The following is a 20820-nucleotide window of genomic DNA, read 5'->3' on the forward strand; positions in this document are numbered from 1 at the left end:
AACTTAACCCCTGTGCCGCCCGGCCCGGGAATCCGACGTGCTCGTCGGGGCAACGTTACCCGCCAAAAAGGGACAGGTTTATTTTGGTCGGTTTTATCTGGGGAAACGCTGCGCTCCAGCGGTAATCTGCTCTCATCTGTCGCATGGAAATCGGCGGCGTTTCCATTTAACGCAAAAGAGGCCGCTTCCCCTAGTAGGAAGCGGCCTCAGACCTTACGAATAGACGATAGTAAAGGGCTCTTCCGTTTCGGTCTCTCCTGTTGACGTGCACCTCGTGCCCTCAAGCGTTACTGAGACCACTTGGTCGACATCAATCAACTTCGTTGGCACCCAGATGTTCTCTCCGCTATTGCGCGCATAAGAAAAATATAAGTTGAACACCCCTGCGTCGTCATCTTCGATAATCTGCTCCGATCCATCCTTGTAGCTGACGGTCAGCTTATTATCAACTGCTTCATAGCCTAAATCATCGATGTGCGTCTGGATGGAAAACGGGCTGATCTCGAGAGGCGAGTCATCGGAGCGGAGTTCCTTTGTATCGACGTACGCTCCAACGCTAAACTCGGGCGTCGATGCCTCGAACGGCTTCGCATCCTCGCCTTCGCCCTCGGTCCACGAGATATTCCAGGTGACCGCATGTTGAAAACCTCGCTCGCGATCCATAGAAGCAAAGTACATCGTGCCATTAATGACAGTATCGCTTGATGTGTCCTTATCAATGGTGCAGCGTGTGTCAGCCCATTCCTCGCCGAACTTCATGTCGGGCGTGCCGATGCCCTGTTCTTCTTCACCATAAAGAACAAGTTCGCCGATCTCTGCTGCCGGCTTGTAGCAGTTAACTCCATTTGGATTGGACAACGTAAACGTCACGGCGCCGCAGCCGTTTTGATCGATAGCCATCTCATGGATATCGAGCGTATAACCGTTACCCTCGACGGACAGATTAACCTTCTGGACTGCACCCTCCAGGCTTTGGGGCGCGATGCCATCACCAAACTCTCTGGTGTAGGTGTATTTAGTCCCCGATGAGCCACCGTTGGTCCAGGTAATGGAATCCCCATTGCCGTGGTTTCCCCAGGCTGAGGCAAAATAGCCAGAATTGACAACGGCGTAGGCGACCCCTCCGGTCGCCAGTACTCCGGCAAGACATCCGATTACGGCAACATAGAGAGGCTTCGCGTGGCCCTTTCGATGAAGCGGCTCACCCGCAGCGGTATTTAGGACGCGATCTGCAAGATCGCTATCGGCTTGGATGGACTCGAAGGCCTGCTTGATTTGGTTGGATTTCACGGTCGCCCTCCTCTAGGATGAACTTGAGCTTCGACCTGCCGCGAGCCAAACGCGTTCGAACGGTCGCGGCTGGTACATGCAACAACTCGGCAATCTCTGAGGTCGAAAAGCCCAGATAGTAATAGAGCACGATGGGAACGCGGAATCGCTCCGGAAGTCGCATAACGTCTGACAGGACCGCCTTGGTCTCATCCTGCGCCGCCGAAAGCGAATCGGCCAAGTTCTCAATATCCTCCACGCGCCTCCATGGCTTTCGAAAGAGCGATTTACATTCATTGATCGTGACCCGGATAAGCCAGCGGCGAAGATGCTCCCAACTCTCAAAATGTCCATCGCTTTTAAGCAGCTTAAGAAAGACATCCTGGGCAACATCGTCGGCGTCGGCACAATCGCGCAGGTACGTCAATGCGATCCGAAACACGATATCCCGGTGATCTTCGACCGCCTGTCTAAATGCCTGTTCTTCCATAATCACCTCCCGGTGACGTTAATGATTCTTGATGAGGCCCTCACCATAGATACGCTTTGACCGAACGGAATGTTTCAAATTCAAGCAGGAAAAACCTACCAAAATAAACCTGTCCCTTTTTGGTAGGTTTTCATCAACAAAAAAGACCCGCTCCCCTGTTGGGAAGCGGGTCTTTGGAAGGACGGTTAACGTACTAGGAAATTACTCCTCGTCGTTGTCCTTGGCCTCTTCGGCATCGTCGGTGTCCACGAGCTGGTTGAGCAGCTCGTCGAGGGAAGCCATGTCCTCGTTGATGGCACCGTTGGCGGGAGCCTTCTTGTCGTCGATCGGGGCGCCCAGGAGCTCCTCGTCGGCGTCAGCGTGATGCGTCGGAGCTGAGGTACCCAGCAGGATATCGTCCGGACCGTCGGGGCTAAAGACCATCTGCAGCAGCTGCGAGAGGTCTTCCTCGTCGGCAACGTCGTCGTTGTTCTCGAGGATGTAGAGCAAATCGTGGGCCTCGAGGCCGTCACGGAGCTCCTCAATCGCCTTGGCACCGATGCCATCGATGCGCAGCAGATCCTCCTCGGACTTGCCGACCAGGTCGCCGACCGTCTCGATGCCAACCTCGCTGAACTTGTTGGTCCAGCGCTGCGACACGCCCAGGTCGTCGAACAGGTACAGACGAGCCTTCTCGGCGGAGATGGTGTGGCCGTTGCGGGTAAACGAACCGTCAGCACCACCGAACTCGTCGTAGCCGGCCCAGTCGAGCTGCTGCGGAAGCTGCTCGTCCAGGTCCTTGAGCTCCACAGGAGCCCACTCGGGCAGCGACTTGGCGTTGGGCGAAGCCGGACCGTCGATGTCCACGTAGCCGTCGGCCGTGCGATACGTCAGCTTGGCGTTGGCGTACGGCTTGAGGCCGGTACCGGCCGGGATCTTCTTACCGACGATGACGTTGGACTTAAGGTCGAGCAGGTGGTCGACCTTGCCCTCGATGGCAGCCTCGGTAAGGACGCCGGCGGTACGGATGAACGAAGCGCTCGACAGCCAGGAGTCGATGTTGGACGCGACCTTGAGCGTACCCAGGATGACGGGCTCGGCCACAGGAGCCTGACCGCCCAGACGGGCAACGCGCTCGACCTCGTCGGCGAACTCGTAGCGGTCGACGTACTGACCAAGCAGGTACTTGGAGTCACCGGGGTTGGTGATCTGAACGCGACGCAGCATCTGACGTGCGAGCACCTCGATGTGCTTGTCGTTCAGGTCGACGCCCTGGCTGGTGTAGACGTCCTTGACGCTCTCGACGAAGGTGTGCATCGTCGACTCGATGTCGGTCAGCTTGCGCAGGTTGCGGAAGTTGACGAAGCCCTTGGTGATCTGGTCGCCGGCGCGAACCTCGCAGCCGTCCTCGATCTCGGGCATAAAGCGCACCGAAGCGGGGACGCGACGCTCGTCGAGGACACGGGTGTGATCCTCGGAGTCGGTGAGCGTCAGCACGTACTCGGACTTCTCGGGCTTAATCGAGAGGTGGCCGGAGTACGGAGCCAGCTCGGCCTCGCGACCCAGGATCTTCTCGTTGACGTTGCCGACGATATCGAACATACGGCTGACCGTAGGCAGACCCTGCGTAATATCGTCGACGCCAGCGACGCCGCCGGAGTGAATGGTACGCATCGTAAGCTGCGTACCGGGCTCGCCGATGGACTGGGCGGCAATAATGCCGACCGCGGTACCGATAGCGACCGGACGACGGGTGGAAAGATCCCAGCCGTAGCACTTCTGGCACACGCCGTACTTGGAGCGGCAGGTGAGCAGCGCGCGAAGCTTGACCTTCTTGAGGCCCGCATCGACCATCTTCTGGATGTCGGCGACCTTCTCGATGTAGCCGTCCTGCTCAAAGAGCACGGTGCCATCGGGAGCCACGACGTCCTCAATGAAGCAACGGCCGACGAGGTCGGTGTTGAGGTCGGTGGTGCCGGGGATGATGAGGTTGTAGGTGACGCCCTCGTGCGTACCGCAGTCCTCCTCGCGGACGATGACGTCCTGGGCCACGTCGACCAGACGGCGGGTCAGGTAACCAGAGTCCGAGGTGTGGGATGCGGTATCGACCAGGCCCTTACGGGCGCCGTAGGTCGAAATGAAGTACTCGAGCGGCAGTAGGCCCTCGCGGAAGTTCGCCTTAATGGGAAGGTCGATCGTCTCGCCGGACATGTCTGCCATCAGACCACGCATGCCGCCGAGCTGACGCAGCTGGGTCTTAGAACCACGGGCGCCGGAGTCGGCCATCATGTACAGCGGGTTCTCCTCGTCGAACATGTCGAGCATGAGCGCTGCGACCTTGTCGGTACAAGCGGTCCACTCGTTAACGACTTCGATGTGGCGCTCCGTCTCGTTGATGAAGCCCTCCTCGAAGTACTCGTTGATCTGGTCGACGTTGGCCTGGGCGCGGTCGAGCAGCTCCTGCTTCTCGGCAGGGATGAGAGCGTCCCACACCGAGATGGTGAGGCCGGCGCGGGTAGCGTAGTGGAAGCCGGAGTACTTGATGGCGTCGAGGATCGGGCCGACCTTGGCCTCGGGGTAACGATCACAGCAGTCCGCAACCAGCTTGGCCACATCGCCCTTGACCATCTTGTAGTTCATGAACTCGTAGTCTTCGGGCAGGCACTGGCGGTTGAAGATGATGCGGCCGATGGAGGTCTCGAAGCGCGCGGTCTTGTTGCCGGTGACGTCGTAGTCGACAAACTCGTTCTTGCCGTTCTTGACACGGAAGATACGGGTACCGTCCTCGTTGATGACGTTGGCGTCGGCAGCGGACACGCGGACCTGAATCTTGGCCTGCATGTCGACCTCGGAGCGGCAGTCATAGGCGTGCAGCGCGTCGTCGAAGCTGGCGAACACGTGGTTCTCGCCCGGCAGACCGTCGCGGACCTGGGTCAGGTAGTACACACCGATGATCATGTCCTGCGAGGGGATGTTGACCGGCTTGCCGGATGCCGGCGAGCGCAGGTTGTTCGCAGAGAGCATGAGCACGCGGGCCTCGGCCTGAGCCTGGCTAGACAGCGGCACGTGGACAGACATCTGGTCGCCGTCGAAGTCGGCGTTGAAGGGCGAGCAGACCAGCGGGTGCAGGTGGATAGCCTTGCCCTCGACCAGCACCGGCTCAAAGGCCTGGATGGACAGACGGTGCAGGGTCGGTGCACGGTTGAGCAGCACGACGCGGCCGTCGATGACCTCTTCGAGGATGTCCCACACAAAGGTGGCACCGCGGTCGATAGCGCGCTTGGCACCCTTGATGTTCTCGACCTTGCCAAGCTCGACCAGGCGCTTCATGACGAAGGGCTTGAAGAGCTCCAGCGCCATGGTCTTGGGCAGACCGCACTGGTGCAGCAGCAGCTTGGGGTCGGTAACGATAACCGAACGGCCGGAGTAGTCGACACGCTTACCCAGCAGGTTCTGACGGAAACGACCCTGCTTGCCCTTGAGGGCCTCGGCGAGCGACTTGAGCGGGCGACCGCCACGGCCAGAGACCGGGCGACCACGACGGCCGTTGTCAAACAGGGCGTCCACGGACTCCTGGAGCATGCGCTTCTCGTTGTTCACGATGATCGCGGGGGCGTCCAGGTCGAGCAGGCGCTTGAGTCGGTTGTTACGGTTGATCACGCGACGATACAGGTCGTTGAGGTCGGACGCGGCGAAGCGGCCGCCGTCGAGCTGGACCATCGGGCGCAGATCGGGCGGAATGACCGGGATGACGTCCAGGATCATGTTCGCGGGGCTGTTGCCGCCCTTCAGGAAGGCGTCAACGACCTCAAGGCGCTTGACGGCCTTCTCGCGCTTCTGCTTCTGGGAATCCTCGTCGGCGATGATAGCCTTGAGCTTCTCGGCCTCGGAAGGAAGGTCGATGGCAGCGAGCAGGTCGCGGACAGCCTCGGCACCCATACCACCCTTGAAGTACATGGAGTAGTAGCGGGTCATCTCGCGGAACAGCGGCTCATCGGAGATGAGGTCGCGCTCGGTGAGCTTCATGAAGGCGTTGAAGGCGTCCGTGCGGAGCTGCTTCTCGTCCTTGCACTCTTCCTCGATGTCAACGATGCCAGAGGCGATCTCCTCGGGGGTCAGCGGCTCCTCGTCGGAGAACTCGTCAAAGTTCTCGGGGTCGCCCTGCTCCTTGAGGGACTCGATCTGGCGAGCGCACTCGGCATCGATCTCTTCCAGATCGGCGGCGAGTTCCTCGCGCAGGTCGTCGGCGTCGGCCTCGCGAGCCTCGTAGTCAACCTCGGTGATGATGTAGCTGGCAAAGTACAGAACCTTCTCGAGGTCCTTGGACTTGATGTCGAGCATACGGCTCATCGGGAAGCTCGTGGGGCTCTTGAAGTACCAGATGTGGGACACGGGAGCAGCGAGCTCGATGTGGCCCATGCGGTCGCGACGCACCTTGGCCGAGGTGACCTCGACGCCGCAGCGCTCGCAGACGATGCCCTTAAAGCGGATGCCCTTGTACTTGCCGCAGGAGCACTCCCAGTCCTTGGCGGGACCGAAGATCTTCTCGCAGAACAGGCCGTCCTTCTCGGGCTTGAGGGTACGGTAATTGATGGTCTCCGGCTTCTTGACCTCACCGTGCGACCAGGAACGGATCTGGTCGGCGGAGGCAAGGGAGATCTTTACCGAGTCAAAATCAGTAGCTTCGAAATCTGCCACAGTCAACTACTCCTTATCAGTGGTCGTGGCGGCGACAGCCTCGGGTGCCTCGGCGGTCTCGGCATCCTGGGCCTCGACGTCGGCGTCAACGCCGGCGAGCGCAGCCAGGTCGTCGAGAGCAGAGGTCTCCTCGGCGGTCACAGGGGCGGAGGCGTCCTCGTCGGCATCGTGCATGGGCTCGATGTCCAGCGCGAGGGAACGGATCTCCTTGACGAGAACCTTGAAGGACTCGGGGATACCCGGAACCGGGACGTTCTCGCCCTTGACGATGGACTCGTAGGTCTTGACGCGGCCCACGGTATCGTCGGACTTGACGGTCAGGATCTCCTGCAGGACGTTGGAAGCACCGTATGCGTACAGTGCCCAAACTTCCATCTCGCCGAAGCGCTGGCCGCCGAACTGGGCCTTGCCGCCCAGAGGCTGCTGGGTAACCAGGCTGTAAGGGCCGGTCGAACGGGCGTGGATCTTGTCGTCGACCATGTGGCCGAGCTTGAGGATGTAGGACGTACCAACGGTAATGGGCTCGCGGAACTCCTCGCCGGTGCGGCCGTCGAACAGACGGGTCTTGCCGCGCTCGTCAAGCTGGGTGACGAACTCGGGGCGCATGTGATCGCCAAAGGCAGCGGTGGCCTTGTTGAGCATGTTCTTGTTGGCACGACGAATGACCTCGGCGATCTCGTCCTCCTTGGCGCCGTCGAAGACAGGCGTGGCGGTGAAGAACGGACCGGGGACGTACTTGTCGGAGTCGGCCTGCTCGGTATCCCAACCGCAGGCAGCAGCCCAGCCAAGGTGGCACTCGAGCAGCTGGCCGACGTTCATACGCGAAGGAACGCCCAGCGGGTTGAGGATAACGTCGATCGGGGTACCGTCAGCCATGTAGGGCATGTCCTCGACCGGCAGAACGTTACAGATAACACCCTTGTTGCCGTGGCGGCCGGCGATCTTATCGCCCTGTTGGATCTTACGACGCTGGGCGACGTAGACGCGCACCTGCTCGTTGACGCCGGGGGCCAGATCGTCGCCGTTCTCGCGGCTAAAGCGGACGACGTCGATGACGCGGCCGTAAGCGCCGTGAGGCATCTTAAGGGAGGTGTCGCGGACATCGTGGGCCTTGGCACCGAAGATGGCGCGCAGCAGGCGCTCCTCGGCGGTCAGAGCGCTCTCGCCCTTAGGCGTGACCTTACCGACCAGGATGTCGCCAGGGCCGACCTCGGCGCCGATGCGGATGATGCCGTCCTCGTCGAGGTTGGCAAGCATATCCTCGGAGAGGTTCGGGATCTCGCGGGTGATCTCCTCGGGGCCGAGCTTGGTGTCGCGGGCGTCGATCTCGTGACGGGTGATGTTGATGGTCGTCAGCAGGTCCTCGGCCACCAGGCGCTCGGACACGACGATGCCGTCCTCGTAGTTAAAGCCTTCCCACGGCATGTATGCCACGGTGAGGTTCTGACCCAGCGCGAGCTCGCCATGATCGGTCGAAGGACCGTCAGCCAGGGGCTCGCCCTGCTCAACGGTGTCACCGACGCGCACGAGCGGACGGTGGTTGATGCAGGTGGACTGGTTGGAGCGCTGGTACTTGGCCAGGTGATACTCGTCCATGCCGCCGGCATGCTTGACGATGATCTTGGCGGCGTCGGCAAAGATGACCTCGCCGGCGTTCTTGGCCAGGGTGACCTCGCCGGAGTCCAGAGCGGCGCGACGCTCCATGCCAGTACCGACATAGGGAGCGGCGGGGTGAACCAGCGGCACGGCCTGACGCTGCATGTTAGCGCCCATCAGCGTACGCTTGGCGTCGTCGTGCTCGAGGAACGGGATCAGCGTGGCTGCGACGGAGAGCATCTGACGCGGCGAGACGTCCATGTAGTCGACGTCCTCGACAGGCACGTCGGCGGGAGCGCCGAAGGAGCCGTCGAAGTCGCGGGTACGGGCGATCACGGTGTGCGGACGGACAAGCTTGCCCTCGGCATCGGTCGTGATGAACTCGTTGGTCTTGGGATCGAGCGGCGTGTTGGCCGGCGCGATGACGTGCTTCTCTTCCTCGTCAGCGGTCATCCAGTCGATCTGGTCGGTGGCAACGCCGTTCTCGACGCGGCGGAACGGAGCCTCGATGAAGCCGTACTCGTTGACGCGGGCGTAGAGGGCGAGCGAGCCGATCAGGCCGATGTTGGGGCCTTCGGGGGTCTCGATCGGGCACATGCGGCTGTAGTGCGAGTTGTGAACGTCGCGGACGGCCGTCGGCACGTTGGTGCGGCGGCTGGAGCCGGACTTGTGGCCGGCAAGACCACCAGGGCCGAGTGCGGACAGACGGCGCTTGTGGGTCAGACCGGTCAGGGGGTTCGCCTGGTCCATGAACTGCGAGAGCTGCGAGGAACCGAAGAACTCCTTGATGGAGGCCACGATCGGGCGAATGTTGATGAGCGACTGCGGGGTGATCTCGTCGATGTCCTGGGAGCTCATGCGCTCACGGACGACGCGCTCCATACGGCTCATGCCGATACGGAACTGGTTGGCGACGAGCTCGCCGACGGTGCGGATGCGGCGGTTGCCGAAGTGGTCGATGTCGTCGACCTTGAAGCCCTGCTCGCCGGCAGCGAGGGACAGCAGGTAGCGCAGCGTCGCAACGATATCCTCGTCGGTGAGCACCGTGACCTCTTCCTCGGTGGTGAGGTTGAGCTTCTTGTTGACCTTGTAACGACCGACGCGGGCCAAGTCGTAGCGCTGCGGGTTAAAGAGCAGACCCTCGAGCAGGCTGCGGGAAGCGTCCACGGTGGGAGGCTCGCCCGGGCGCAGACGACGGTAGATCTCGATGAGGGCGTCCTCGCGAGTGAGGGCGGTGTCACGCTCCAGGGTGCGCTTGATCACATCGGAGTTGCCGAGCAGCTCGATGATGTCGTCGTTGGTGACGGCAATGCCAAGGGCGCGCAGGAACATCGTGGCGCTCTGCTTGCGCTTACGGTCGATGGAGACCATGAGCTGGTCGCGCTTGTCGACCTCAAACTCAAGCCAGGCACCGCGGGACGGGATGATCTGGGCCCTGTAGATCTGCTTGCCCGAATCCATCTCGGAGCTGTAGTACACGCCCGGGGAGCGGACGAGCTGCGAGACGACGATACGCTCGGTACCGTTGATGATGAAGGTGCCCTGATCGGTCATCATGGGGAAGTCGCCCATGAAGACGAGCTGCTCCTTGATCTCGCCGGTCTCCTTGTTGGTGAGACGGACGTCGGTCAGAAGCGGAGCCTGATAGGTCATATCCTTCTCGCGGCACTCCTCGACGGTGTGCGCGGGGTCGCCGAACTGATGCTCGCCGAAGGTAACCTCGAGAACATGGTTCTGGCTCTGGATGGGGCTGGATTCCTTGAACGCCTCACGAAGGCCCTCGTCCTTAAAACGCTCAAAGGATTCCCTTTGAACAGAGATAAGGTTGGGGAGCTCCATGGCCTCCGGGATTTTCCCGAAGCTGACGCGCTTGCGCTCAGTGGCAGTGTATGCGTAGGTCACCAGGTTTTTCCTCCTTCACGGAAATGCTCGGTGGGTTGGCGAGGCATAGCTTCGCCAGTTATCGCAACCTAATAGTTTATCAGGTACCGACCGTTGGGCAAGAAAAGCCTTGACGCGATTGAGTTTTTGGAGTAGCAAAGTTTTTCGACAGAAAACACGCAGGTAGATGTATGTGTATCGAACATCTGTTCATATATTTTCTGTGAACAGGGAGCCGACAATCGCAGCTCTTATAAAAAACGGGCGCGAACCGAGGTCCGCGCCCGTAAATGTCGATGCCCGAAGGCTTACTTGCGCATCAATCCGCCGCGCTCGTCGATGGCGTCCCAGAAGGCATCGGCAAAGCAGGGATCGCTTGCAGCCATGAGGGCGTTGGTGGCCATCCAGCCAGAGGGAGTGCCGGTGTCGTAGCCCGACAGCGGGTCGATGACGACGGCATACATGGCCTCACGGTCGAGCGAACGGGCCATGGCGTCAGTGAGCTGGATCTCGCCGCCCTTGCCGGCCTGCTGATCTGCCAGCAGGTCCATGACCAGCGGGCTCAGCAGGTAACGACCGACGATGTACAGGTTGGACGGAGCCGCCTCAGGAGCGGGCTTCTCGACCAGACCGCCGATGCGCCAGACAGCGCCCGGCTCTGCATCGGCAACGTCCTCGGCGCCCTCGAGCGAACCGACGCGCTCGCCGGCGATAACGCCGTAGCGGCTGACTTCCTCGGGCGAGCAAGCAGCGACGGCGATAACCGAAGCTCCACCGTGCTCCTTGGAAACGGCGAGCATCTTGCCGCAGATGTCGCGATTAGGCACAACGTAGTCGCCCAGAAGAACCAGGAAGTTCTCCCCTGCCACGGCGTCAGCAGCAGAGCGAATAGCATGGCCGAGGCCCTTGGGCTCGTACTGATAACGGAAGTCGACCGGCATACCGCCAGCGTGGGCGACGGCATCGGCATAGGCGTTCTTGCCGCGCTCGCGCAGCAGGTTCTCGAGCGAGCGATCGGGCTGGAAGTAGTTCAGCAGCTCAGGCTTGCCGGGAGAAGTAACGATGATGGCATCGTCGACCTCCTCGGGGTCGAGCGCCTCCTCGACGACATACTGAATGACGGGCTTGTCGAGCACCGGCAGCATCTCTTTGGGCGTGCACTTGGTGCCAGGTAAAAAACGCGTGCCAAGACCGGCGGCGGGGATGATTGCCTTCATGTTATTCAAAGATCCTTTCGCAGGCGCAAAAGCGCCCCATGCGTGCGGCACGGCGGCCGCAGACCAAATTGCGATACCCAAGCATCTTACCGCTGGAACTATATGTCGCACAAGGCAGAGACAATTCTTCAGCAGGTCAATGCAAATTATTGCTCGAATGGTGCAATTTTATTGCCCAACGGCAGGGCGCCCGATACGACGCAAATCACAGAACATGGCAGTTTGAGCTACCGATGCCGAGGGACCGAAAAACAAAAAAGACGGGGCTCGCAATGCGAACCCCGTCTGCAAAGAAATCTGGCGAGAAAGCCTGATTACTTGAGGGTGACAGCAGCGCCAGCAGCCTCGAGCTTCTCCTTGGCAGCCTCGGCGTCCTCCTTCTTGGCACCCTCGAGAACAGCCTTGGGAGCGCCCTCGACGACCTCCTTGGCCTCCTTCAGGCCAAGGTTGGTGAGCTCACGGACGGCCTTGATGACCTGGATCTTGTTGTCGCCGAAGCCCTCGAGCACGACGTCAAACTCGGTCTTCTCCTCGGCCTCAGCAGCGCCAGCAGCGGGAGCGGCGACAACAGCGGCAGGAGCAGCGGCGGAAACGCCGAAGGTGTCCTCGATAGCCTTGACGAGCTCGGAAGCCTCGAGAAGGGTCATTTCCTTAAGAGCATCGATGATCTCATCGGTGGTAAGCTTAGCCATTTCTAAGTCCTTTCGGTTTCCGTGTCTGTGCACGGAGATCAGTTAAAACACGACGCGAATGCGCCAGGGGTGCGGCGTTGCCGCCGCGGGTGAAAACAGCAACTAGGCTGCCTTCTGCTCGGAGACCTGCTGGATCGAACGAGCGAGACCAGAGGAAACGCCGTTGACGCAGACAGCGATGTCGCGAGCGAAACCGGAGATGAGACCGGCGATCTGGCCGAGAAGCTGATCCTTGGTGGGCAGCTCGGCGATAGCCTTAACATCATCAGCGGAAACGGCCTTGCCGTCGGAGATACCGCCCTTGATCTCAAGGACGCCCTTGGACTTAGCGGAGAAGTCCTTAAGGGCCTTAGCGGCCTCGACCGGCTCGGTCTCGTAGAACACATAAGCGACGGGGCCGGCGAGAATCTCGTCGATCTCGGGCTGCTCCTGGTTCTTGAGGGCGATCTTGACCAGGTTGTTCTTGTAGACCTTCATCTCGGCGCCGCACTCGCGAAGCTGATGACGCAGCTCCTGAGCCTGCTTAACCGTCAGACCGTTGTAGTTGACGACGAACAGACCGGCGTTCTCGGCGATACGGGACTCGATCTCTGCAACCTTGTCGATTTTGTACTGCTGGGGCATGAATTACACCTCCTCGAATTCTTTCCGGGCACGGTCCGCCACAAGGACGTGACGGGGGCATGTCCAAAAAGAAAGCCCCCGCGCTGCATGAGCGACGGGGGCGAGAAGACATATCTACTCGACCACCTCGGCTGGCGGGAAGTCCCATTAAGCTCGCGGGTAAGACCCGTTTGCGCCGGCTGTCTCTGGCAGCGGATTCGTGCGTGAACCGAAATTATTATGGCGGGGACCCCGGCGTCGGTCAACGGAAATCCGGGCTGCACACAATTCCACCATTCCGACCGCGCCGCCGAAGGCCGGGCGCAAGGTTTTCGCTCGGTCAGGTCCTGGGCTCGCTCGGAAAGCACATTAAGTGCTTTCCGGCTCGTGCGGAATCTACGAAAACCTTGCGCCCGGCCTTCGGCGGCGCGGCCTGCGGTGACTTTGGGGCAGCCCGGTTTTCCGTTGAGCGACGCCCCCACGCATAACCCTTATGTCGGTGGGCTGATGTGTTGCGTCCCCGATGGCTACAAGGTTGAAATGAAGGTGGACAGGCGATTTAGGCCTTCGTCCAGATCTTGGTCGGATACGCAGTAGCTTAGGCGGATGTGGCCTTCGGTTCCGAAACAGTCGCCCGGGACTAGGGCTACGTTTGCTTCTTTGATGGCTTTGATGCAGAAAGCTTCGCTGGTTAGGCCGAACTTTTTGATGCTCGGGAAAGTGTAGAAGGCTCCTGCGGGCTCTACTACGTCGAGGCCCATGGCGTCTAAGGCTGCGAGTACGCGTTCGCGGCGGGCTCGGTAGACTTTGAGCATGGGGGTTGGGTCGACGGTCAGGGCTCGGGCTGCGGCGTCCATTTCGAAGGAGACGGCACTCGATACTAAGTATTGGTGAGCCTTGGCGATCTCGGCGATGACGGGTGCCGCTGCCGCGAGCCAGCCCAGGCGCCAGCCGGTCATGGACCAGGGCTTGGAGAAGCTCTCGATGATGACCGTCTGTTCACGCAGCTCCGGGTGACGCTGGGCAAAGCGCTCGTAGCCATCCACATAAACCAGGCGGTTGTATACGTCGTCGCAGACCACGTAGATGCCCGCCTGCTCCGCCACGCGCGCCACGGCGTCGAGCGATGCCGCGTTGAGGATGCAACCCGTAGGATTGTTGGGCGAGCAGATGACGATGGCCTTGGTCGCCGGCGTCACGCAAGCACGAAGCGCATCCTCGTCAATCTGGAATTGCGCAGGCTCCGTATCCAAAAAGACCGCTTTGGCGTGATTGGCCACGACGATGCTCTCGTACAGGCCAAAGGCCGGCGTGGGGATGATGACCTCGTCGCCGGGGTTGAGCATAGCCATAAATGTTGCCGACAGGGCTTCGGTCGCGCCGTCGGTTAGGATGACCTCGTCGGCCGAAAACGTAAGGCCCGCGTCCCCCATGTAGGCAGATAACGCCTCACGCAGGGCGGGGCGCCCGTTGTTGGGCGGATAGTGCGTGTCACCGCGGTCCAGTGCGGCGGTCACCTCGGCGCTAATCACATCGGGCGTGGGAAAATCGGGCTCGCCAAGCGCAAGCGCGATGCACCCCGGGTGCTGGGCGGCGAGCGCGTTGATTCGGCGGATACCGGAGGGCTTGAGCGTGGCAAGCGAGGTATTCATGGGCAGTCGCATGGCGTTCCTTTCGTAAGGGTTGCACTAGGATAGCGCGGTGGGGCGCCGCCGGACGGTGTAACCTAAACGGAAACCAACCGGAAAGGAGGCAGCATGGAGCCGACCGCGCGCAGCGATGTACCAAAAACGCTGCAAACCATTGCGTATATCAGCATTCCCAATAGTGCCGATCTTGAGTTTTTGCTCTGGGACCTGCAGGATGCCATCGCCGCCTATGCACAGCTTTCCGGCACCGCACTCCCCCGCCCGGTCGACTTGAAGGCAAATGACGCCGGCAGCGTTGCCGATGGCATCGTGCTGGCCATTGAAGATGTGGCTGACGATGAGACGTTGACAGCCATCGAGCAGGCGCTTGAGCGCTTTGGCGGTACGGGAACGCGCGTCTATGCCGCGATTCGAGCCGCACAAGAGAGCACTGAGCAGGCGCGTGGGACCGCCGTTCGCCTGCACAAGGCATGTGAGCGCCATGACCAATTGTGGTGTGGCGGCGTTGCCATCTGCGCCGGCAGCGGCATCGCAGCGCTTCGTCGCTCCCCGCGCATGGGACTCTTGCGGCGACCGTTTTCGGAGGCCATGGACAAGCTCGTGGGCGCCGTTCGCATGGGGTGTTCCGTCGAACACGCGCAGAAGCTCGGTGGCGCCGCAACGGGTGGCGTCGACACCGACGGCATGGTGCGCGCCACGTCTGCGCTGCCCACACCGATCTGGCACGCCGTTATGAGGCATCTTGCCGAGCACTCAAACTGCTAAATCGAAAAAGCCTGCCAATCAACGGCTTCACTCCAGCGCTCGACAAGGCGTTCCAGACGCCACGCCGCATTGGCGGGACTTGTCGACGGCAGAACGATGGCCGGCAGCCCGGTGCGCTCTTGTAGATAGCGCTTGTAGAGCCGACCTGCCGTGCCGCCGTTACAGACAACGACCTCGATAGGAGCTGCGCCGGTAATACGCTCGGCATGCGCCGGAACGACGTTTTTGATGCTAGCGTCACTCGAGCCCTTAATGTCGCAGCTCTCGATCACGTCCCACAGGGCCACGCCGCCGCTCAGCAGCATAGCCCGCTTGGCGGCAATCGAGGCGTCAAGCGTCACGGGCTCGCCGCTCGCCAAAGAGTCTCCCTCGTTGGGCGGCACGGGCGCACCAAGGCACGCGGCCATCACGCGCCAAAAGCGGTTCTGCGGATTGCCATAGTAGAAGGCATTGGCACGCGAGAGCACCGAGGGAAACGACCCCAGCACCAAAACGCGCGAGCGCTCGTCAAACACGGGCTCAAACCCATGCTCAATATGCTGATAGCCCTCGTCCGGCGCAGTCATGAATTAGGCCCTCAGCAGATAACGCACCTCATAGGGCGCAAGTTCAAGGGAGCCTGTCAGCTCGACCGTGGGCGCATCGTCGGCAAGCAGGTCGACGAAGGAGCCGTTGAGTTCGCCGGCTCCAAAGGTATAGGGCTCGTTCACGGCATTGACCGTCACGAGCACCGTCGCGTCGTCGCAGGCGCGCTCGAACAGCAGCTGCTTGTTCTGGATCACCACATTGCGATAGGCACCGTAGTTGAGAGCACGGGCCGCCGCGTCGTCGGCCGAGCGCAGGTGAGTGAGCTGTTTGATGAAGGCCGTCAGTTCGTTGGGCGCAGGCTCATCGAGCGCAGGGCGCAGCGCCCAGTCGCCATCGGGGCCGCCCTTTTCGCCAGCAATTCCCCACTCGCTGCCATAGTAGACGCACGGGATGCCCGGCATGCCAAAGAGCATGCCGTAGGCGGGACGCAGACAGGACTTGTCGGTGAGGATGCTCGCCAGGCGCGGCACATCGTGGTTGTCGACAAACGACAGCAGATGTTTGCCGCGGTAGATGCACCAGGGGTCGCCGCCAAACTGACGGTGCAGCGAATGGGCGATCTCGAACATGTTGACCGAGTTAAAGCTGGAGTACAGGCCCTTGTAGCACTCGTAGTTGGTGCAGGAGTCGAGCATCTCGTCGTTGACGATTTGGCTGTAGTCGCCGTGGAGCGTCTCGCCGATCAGCACAAAGTTGGGCTTGAGCTCACGGGTAAAAGCGTGCAGGCGGCGCATAAAGTCGCGGTCGAGCATATAGGCAACGTCCAGGCGCAGGCCGTCGACGCCAAAGACCTCGGCCCAGCGGCGCACGGACTCGAGCAGGTAATCGACCACGGCGGGGTTTTGCAGGTTGAGCTTCACGAGCTCAAAATGGCCTTCCCAGCCCTCGTACCAAAAGCCGTCGCCATAGCAGGAATCGCCGTCAAAGCTAATGTGGAACCAGTCCTTGTAGGGCGAGTCCCACTTGCGCTCCTGCACATCGCGGAAGGCCCAAAAGCCACGGCCCACATGGTTGAAGACGGCGTCGAGCACCACGCGGATGCCGTGGGCATGCAGTGTCTCGCACACGGCGGCAAAGTCGGCATCCCCACCCAAGCGACGGTCGATGTGGCGCAGGCTGCGCGTGTCGTAGCCATGACTATCGGACTCGAGCGGCGGATTGATGAGCACAGCGCCAATACCGAGTTTTTGCAGGTAGTCGGCCCATTGGGCAATCTTCATGATAGGAGCATCGGGGTTGGGTTCGACATCGGCGGCCTGGGCGAGCTCATCCTCGGCAACGGGGGCGGCGTTTTCGCGCGGAGCTCCGCAAAAGCCCAGCGGATAGACCTGATAGAACGTCGTCTCGTATGCCCACATAGCAACCTCCCGGTAAGCTCAACACAACGACATCCATTGTATGCCCAGCTTGTATCCCCTCCCCCAAAATAAGTTGCGGTGGAATAGTTCCTGTCTGGGCCTTCAGAAGCCTTAAACAGGAACTATTCCACCGCAATTGATGAGGGAACGTGATTAGGCGACGGGCTTGGCGCGGCGAATGGCCGGGAACATCACCGTGATAGCGAGGATGACGCCCACGACGGCGATTGCGCCACCTGCGCAGCCGATCCAGGCGATACCGGGACCCGAAACCACGGCTCCGCCAATCGCGGTACCCGTGCCAATGCCCAGATTGAACAGGCCCGAGAAGATCGACATGGCGACAGCCGACGAATCCGCCGGCGTGTACTTGATGAGCTCGGCCTGGAACGCCACGTTAAAGGCCGTGGCGCAGCAGCCCCATAGCGCGCAGACGGCAAGCACCAACACGAGCGCCGAGGCTGCAGGGGCCATAAGCAGCAGAGCCACCGGCACGCCAGAGAGCGTGATAGCCAAGAACGGGAAGCGATGCCCATCGAACAGGCGGCCAAACAGCCAGCTTCCGAGCAAACCGGAGCAGCCAAACGCCGTCAGCGTCATGGTAATGGCGCCCGCATCGACGTGCGCGACCTGCGCCAGGAAGGGCTCGATATAGCTGTAGCTTGCGTAATAGCCGGTCGCCATGAAGACCGTGACTGCGTAGAGCGCGATGAGGAGCGGGTTCTTGAGCAGCTCGGGCAGCTGTTTGACGGTAAAGCGCTCACCCGCCGGCATGGCCGGGAACACCGCTGCCTGGTAGACGACCGCGATGGCTGAGAGGCCCCCGACCACGGCAAACGTCATGCGCCAGCCCACGGCCAAGCCAATGGCGCGACCGAGAGGCAGGCCAAAGATCTGCGCGATGGACGAGCCCGTAGCGATCATGCTGATGGCGAGCGCGCCGTGGCGAGTGTCGACCAGGCGCGAGGCCATAATCGAGGCGACTGACCAGAACACGGCATGTGCGCAAGCGACCACCAGGCGCGCGCAGACCAGGATGGGATAAGTCGGCGCCACAGCGGACAGAAACTGGCCCAGCGAGAACACGGCGAGCACGCCCAGCAGCATCCGCTTGAACTCGAAGCGCGAGGCAAACACCATGAGCGGCAACGACAGCAGCATGACGCCCCAGGCGTAGACCGAGATCATGATGCCCGCCTGGGCCTCGGTGAGCGAGAACGACGCGGCGATATCAGTCAAAAGGCCGATGGGCATAAACTCCGACGTGTTGAACACGAACGCACAGCAGGTGAGCCCGATGAGCGGGAGCCACTGCTTGAGCGTGATGCCGTCTTGCCTTGTCTGAGTCATATATAACGTCTCCAATCGTTTTGAGCGGAGGCGATTATATAGCAACGGCCCCGCATCCGTCAGTACAGATGCGGGGCCGAAAACAATTCGATACACAGAGGTTGCGCCGTCAATTCATAACTAAGCCAACCCCAGCAATATGCCCGCCGAATGCACGACAAACGCCACGATCCAGGCAACGGCGACCTGAAACGCGAATACGGCCACGGCATAGCGCGCGCCCAACTCGCTCTTGACGGCACCGATTGCCGCCACACAAGGCGGGTACAGCAACGTAAAGACCAAGAACACGTAGGCGGTAAACGGCGAAAACATGGTCGACAGCGCCGCGGGCGACGTTGCGCCCAAAAGCACCGTGAGCGTCGAGATGACGCTCTCCTTGGCAATGAGCCCCGTGACGAGCGCCGTCGAGGCGCGCCAGTCGCCAAAGCCGAGCGGGGCCAACACCGGCGCGATGATGCTACCCAGACCGGCAAGCAGGCTTTGCGACTGGTCGGCGACCACGTTAAAGCGGATATCGAACGTCTGCAGGAACCAGATGACCACCGTAGCGGCAAAGATAATGGTAAAGGCCTTGGTGATGAAGTCCTTGGCCTTATCCCATGCCAGCATCACCGTCGTCTTGACGCTCGGCAGGCGGTAATTGGGGAGCTCCATGATAAACGGCACCGGGTCGCCCTTAAATGCCGTGCGGTTGAGCACCAAAGCCGCGACGCAGCCGACCACGATACCGATCAGATAGAGCGAGACCATGGCGGGAACCGTCGCCTGCGGGAAAAACGCCCCGCACAGCAAGCCGTAAACCGGCAGCTTGGCTGAGCAGCTCATAAACGACGTGAGCATGACCGTCATCTTGCGGTCGTGCTCGGATGGGAGCGTACGGGTCGACATGATAGCCGGCACGGTGCAGCCAAAACCGACGAGCATGGGCACGAAACTGCGGCCCGACAGGCCAAAGCGACGCAACACCTTATCCATGACAAAGGCCACGCGCGCCATGTATCCGGAGTCTTCCAGAATGGAGAGGAACAAAAAGAGCACGACGATAATCGGCAGGAAGGTCAGCACACTGCCCACGCCCGTAAGCACGCCGTCGACAGCCAGCGAGCGCACCACGTCGTTGGTACCGAACGCCTTGAGGCCCGCATCGGCCGAGGCGATGATGGCAGCGATACCGTCCTCCATAAGTCCCTGCAACGCCGCGCCGATCACGCCAAACGTCAGCCAAAAGACGAGGCCCATGATCACCAGAAACGCCGGAATGGCTGTGTAACGACCTGTCAGGATGCGGTCAATCTTGACGGAGCGCACGTGCTCGCGGCTCTCGTGCGGCTTGACGACGCAACGCCCGCACACGTCGCCGATAAAGCTAAAACGCATATCGGCCAGCGCAGATAGGCGGTCGGTGCCGGCCTCGCCCTCCATCTGGGTGATGATGTGCTCGATAGCGTCGAGCTCATTGCGATCCAGGTGAAGCGCCTCGGTTACCAGCTCATCGCCCTCGACCAGCTTGGTCGCCGCAAAGCGCACCGGGATGTGCGCCGTCACGGCATGGTCCTCGATCAGGTTAGCAATACCGTGGATGCAGCGATGCAGTGCACCGCCGTCCGGACCGTCGGGCGCGCAAAAGTCCAGGCGACCGGGGCGCTCGCGGAACCGCGCCACGTGCAGGGCGTGGTCCACCAGCTCGCCGATGCCCTCGTTGCGGGCAGCGCTAATGGGGACAACGGGCACGCCCAACAGACTCTCGAGCAGGTTGACGTCCACGGCGCCGCCGTTGGCGGTCACCTCGTCCATCATGTTGAGCGCGATGACCATAGGACGGTCGAGCTCCATGAGCTGCAGTGTCAGGTACAGATTACGCTCGATGTTGGTAGCGTCAATGATGTCGATGATGGCGTCCGGACGCTCGTCGAGGATGAACTGACGGCTCACGACCTCTTCGCCTGTGTACGGCGACAGGGAGTAAATGCCAGGCAGGTCGGTAACGCTCGCCTCGGGATGGTTACGGATGGTGCCATCTTTGCGGTCGACCGTCACGCCGGGAAAGTTACCGACGTGCTGGTTGGAGCCCGTCAGCTGGTTGAATAACGTGGTCTTGCCGCAGTTTTGGTTGCCGGCGAGGGCAAAGTGCAGCGGCGCGCCCTCGGGCACGGCCGTCTTTGCCGCACGGGGCGAATACGTCCCCTCGCCCAGGGCCGGATGCTCCGTCGTGCCGATTGCGGCGTTAGCGCGCGGACCCGTATCGGTGTCGTGAATACCCACGAGCTCGATGCGAGCGGCATCGTCCTTGCGCAGTGTCAACTCGTAGCCACGCAGGCGGATCTCGAGCGGATCGCCCATGGGGGCGTACTTCATCATGGTGACTTCGGTGCCCGGCGTTAGGCCCATGTCCAAAATATGCTGTCGGAGTGCCTGATCGTCCGATGCCACCGATGCGACAACGGCGTCTTTTCCGATCTCGAGCGTATCGAGCTTCACGTCCGTGTTCCTCCCCCGACGCCCACAGGGCGTTGCATTTATGTTCACCTTGGCTAACCGTTTGCCACGGCTAACCAATTTAACCATGCATGATAGCGCGAACACACAACGATGTTCAATCAGCAAATTGGCGCAATGGGGACAGGCAGGAGAGTTCAGGGCCATAGTTTCCCGATGAGGCCTCTCGGGGAAACTACATCCCAG

13 protein-coding genes are annotated in these 20820 nt (G+C 61.1%); 1 reads left to right on the forward strand and 12 read right to left on the reverse strand.

Annotation, left to right across the window (positions count from 1 at the left end; all coding sequences use genetic code 11):
* Positions 1-213 precede the first annotated feature (213 nt).
* The 8 genes from PMX60_RS06485 to PMX60_RS06520 all read right to left on the reverse strand — a co-directional run bounded on the left by PMX60_RS06485 (position 214) and on the right by PMX60_RS06520 (position 14089).
* A complete protein-coding gene (locus PMX60_RS06485) occupies positions 214-1290 on the reverse strand; it encodes a DUF4179 domain-containing protein (RefSeq protein WP_271747295.1) in 1077 nt (358 codons plus the stop codon).
* Complete coding sequence (locus PMX60_RS06490; protein WP_271747296.1) at positions 1241-1759, reverse strand: RNA polymerase sigma factor; 519 nt, start codon at positions 1757-1759, stop codon at positions 1241-1243. Before PMX60_RS06490 ends, PMX60_RS06485 begins: the two co-directional genes overlap by 50 nt.
* A 201-nt stretch (positions 1760-1960) precedes the next feature.
* The gene (locus tag PMX60_RS06495; RefSeq protein ID WP_022094180.1) at positions 1961-6436 is read right to left on the reverse strand and encodes a DNA-directed RNA polymerase subunit beta'; all 4476 of its coding nucleotides are present in this window, start codon (positions 6434-6436) and stop codon (positions 1961-1963) included.
* Positions 6437-6442: 6 nt separating this feature from the next.
* Complete coding sequence (gene rpoB / locus PMX60_RS06500; RefSeq protein WP_271747297.1) at positions 6443-9934, reverse strand: DNA-directed RNA polymerase subunit beta; 3492 nt, start codon at positions 9932-9934, stop codon at positions 6443-6445.
* 287 nt (positions 9935-10221) lie between these two features.
* Positions 10222-11130, reverse strand: a complete 909-nt coding sequence (locus tag PMX60_RS06505; protein ID WP_271747298.1) for a UTP--glucose-1-phosphate uridylyltransferase — start codon at positions 11128-11130, stop codon at positions 10222-10224.
* Positions 11131-11444: 314 nt separating this feature from the next.
* Entirely contained in the window at positions 11445-11822 is a 378-nt protein-coding gene (rplL, locus tag PMX60_RS06510) for a 50S ribosomal protein L7/L12 (protein WP_006235005.1), read from the reverse strand.
* A 102-nt stretch (positions 11823-11924) separates the two neighbouring features.
* Positions 11925-12446, reverse strand: coding sequence for a 50S ribosomal protein L10 (gene rplJ, locus PMX60_RS06515; protein WP_055250258.1), 522 nt, complete (start codon positions 12444-12446; stop codon positions 11925-11927).
* Between the two features lie 506 nt (positions 12447-12952).
* Positions 12953-14089 carry a pyridoxal phosphate-dependent aminotransferase gene (locus PMX60_RS06520; protein ID WP_271747299.1) on the reverse strand — a complete coding sequence of 379 codons (1137 nt, stop codon included), beginning with the start codon at positions 14087-14089 and terminating at the stop codon, positions 12953-12955.
* A 93-nt stretch (positions 14090-14182) separates the two neighbouring features.
* On the opposite strand from PMX60_RS06520, the gene PMX60_RS06525 reads away from it, so the two are divergent.
* The gene (locus tag PMX60_RS06525; protein ID WP_271747300.1) at positions 14183-14839 is read left to right on the forward strand and encodes a hypothetical protein; all 657 of its coding nucleotides are present in this window, start codon (positions 14183-14185) and stop codon (positions 14837-14839) included.
* Here the strand turns inward: PMX60_RS06525 and PMX60_RS06530 are convergent.
* The 4 genes from PMX60_RS06530 to feoB form a co-directional block, all read right to left on the reverse strand.
* On the reverse strand, positions 14836-15405 hold the full coding sequence (locus PMX60_RS06530; RefSeq protein ID WP_271747301.1) for a uracil-DNA glycosylase family protein: 570 nt from the start codon (positions 15403-15405) through the stop codon (positions 14836-14838). The two genes, PMX60_RS06525 and PMX60_RS06530, sit on opposite strands and share 4 nt — an antisense overlap.
* Positions 15406-15408: 3 nt before the next feature.
* The gene (locus PMX60_RS06535; RefSeq protein WP_271747302.1) at positions 15409-16785 is read right to left on the reverse strand and encodes an alpha-amylase family glycosyl hydrolase; all 1377 of its coding nucleotides are present in this window, start codon (positions 16783-16785) and stop codon (positions 15409-15411) included.
* Between the two features lie 153 nt (positions 16786-16938).
* Positions 16939-18135, reverse strand: coding sequence for an MFS transporter (locus tag PMX60_RS06540; RefSeq protein ID WP_271747303.1), 1197 nt, complete (start codon positions 18133-18135; stop codon positions 16939-16941).
* Positions 18136-18255: 120 nt separating this feature from the next.
* Positions 18256-20616, reverse strand: coding sequence for a ferrous iron transport protein B (gene feoB, locus PMX60_RS06545; protein ID WP_271747304.1), 2361 nt, complete (start codon positions 20614-20616; stop codon positions 18256-18258).
* Positions 20617-20820 lie beyond the last annotated feature (204 nt).

This window comes from Collinsella aerofaciens, assembly GCF_028206995.1.
Classification (GTDB): Bacteria; Actinomycetota; Coriobacteriia; order Coriobacteriales; family Coriobacteriaceae; genus Collinsella; species Collinsella aerofaciens_AQ.

Coding starts and splice junctions, on each gene's coding strand:
- PMX60_RS06490 (WP_271747296.1), bottom strand. CDS start 1,759: ATGGAAGAACAGGCATTTAGACAGGCGGTCGAAGATCACCGGGATATC.
- PMX60_RS06505 (WP_271747298.1), bottom strand. CDS start 11,130: ATGAAGGCAATCATCCCCGCCGCCGGTCTTGGCACGCGTTTTTTACCT.
- rplL (WP_006235005.1), bottom strand. CDS start 11,822: ATGGCTAAGCTTACCACCGATGAGATCATCGATGCTCTTAAGGAAATG.
- rplJ (WP_055250258.1), bottom strand. CDS start 12,446: ATGCCCCAGCAGTACAAAATCGACAAGGTTGCAGAGATCGAGTCCCGT.
- PMX60_RS06520 (WP_271747299.1), bottom strand. CDS start 14,089: ATGCGACTGCCCATGAATACCTCGCTTGCCACGCTCAAGCCCTCCGGT.
- PMX60_RS06525 (WP_271747300.1), top strand. CDS start 14,183: ATGGAGCCGACCGCGCGCAGCGATGTACCAAAAACGCTGCAAACCATT.
- PMX60_RS06530 (WP_271747301.1), bottom strand. CDS start 15,405: ATGACTGCGCCGGACGAGGGCTATCAGCATATTGAGCATGGGTTTGAG.
- PMX60_RS06535 (WP_271747302.1), bottom strand. CDS start 16,785: ATGTGGGCATACGAGACGACGTTCTATCAGGTCTATCCGCTGGGCTTT.
- PMX60_RS06540 (WP_271747303.1), bottom strand. CDS start 18,135: ATGACTCAGACAAGGCAAGACGGCATCACGCTCAAGCAGTGGCTCCCG.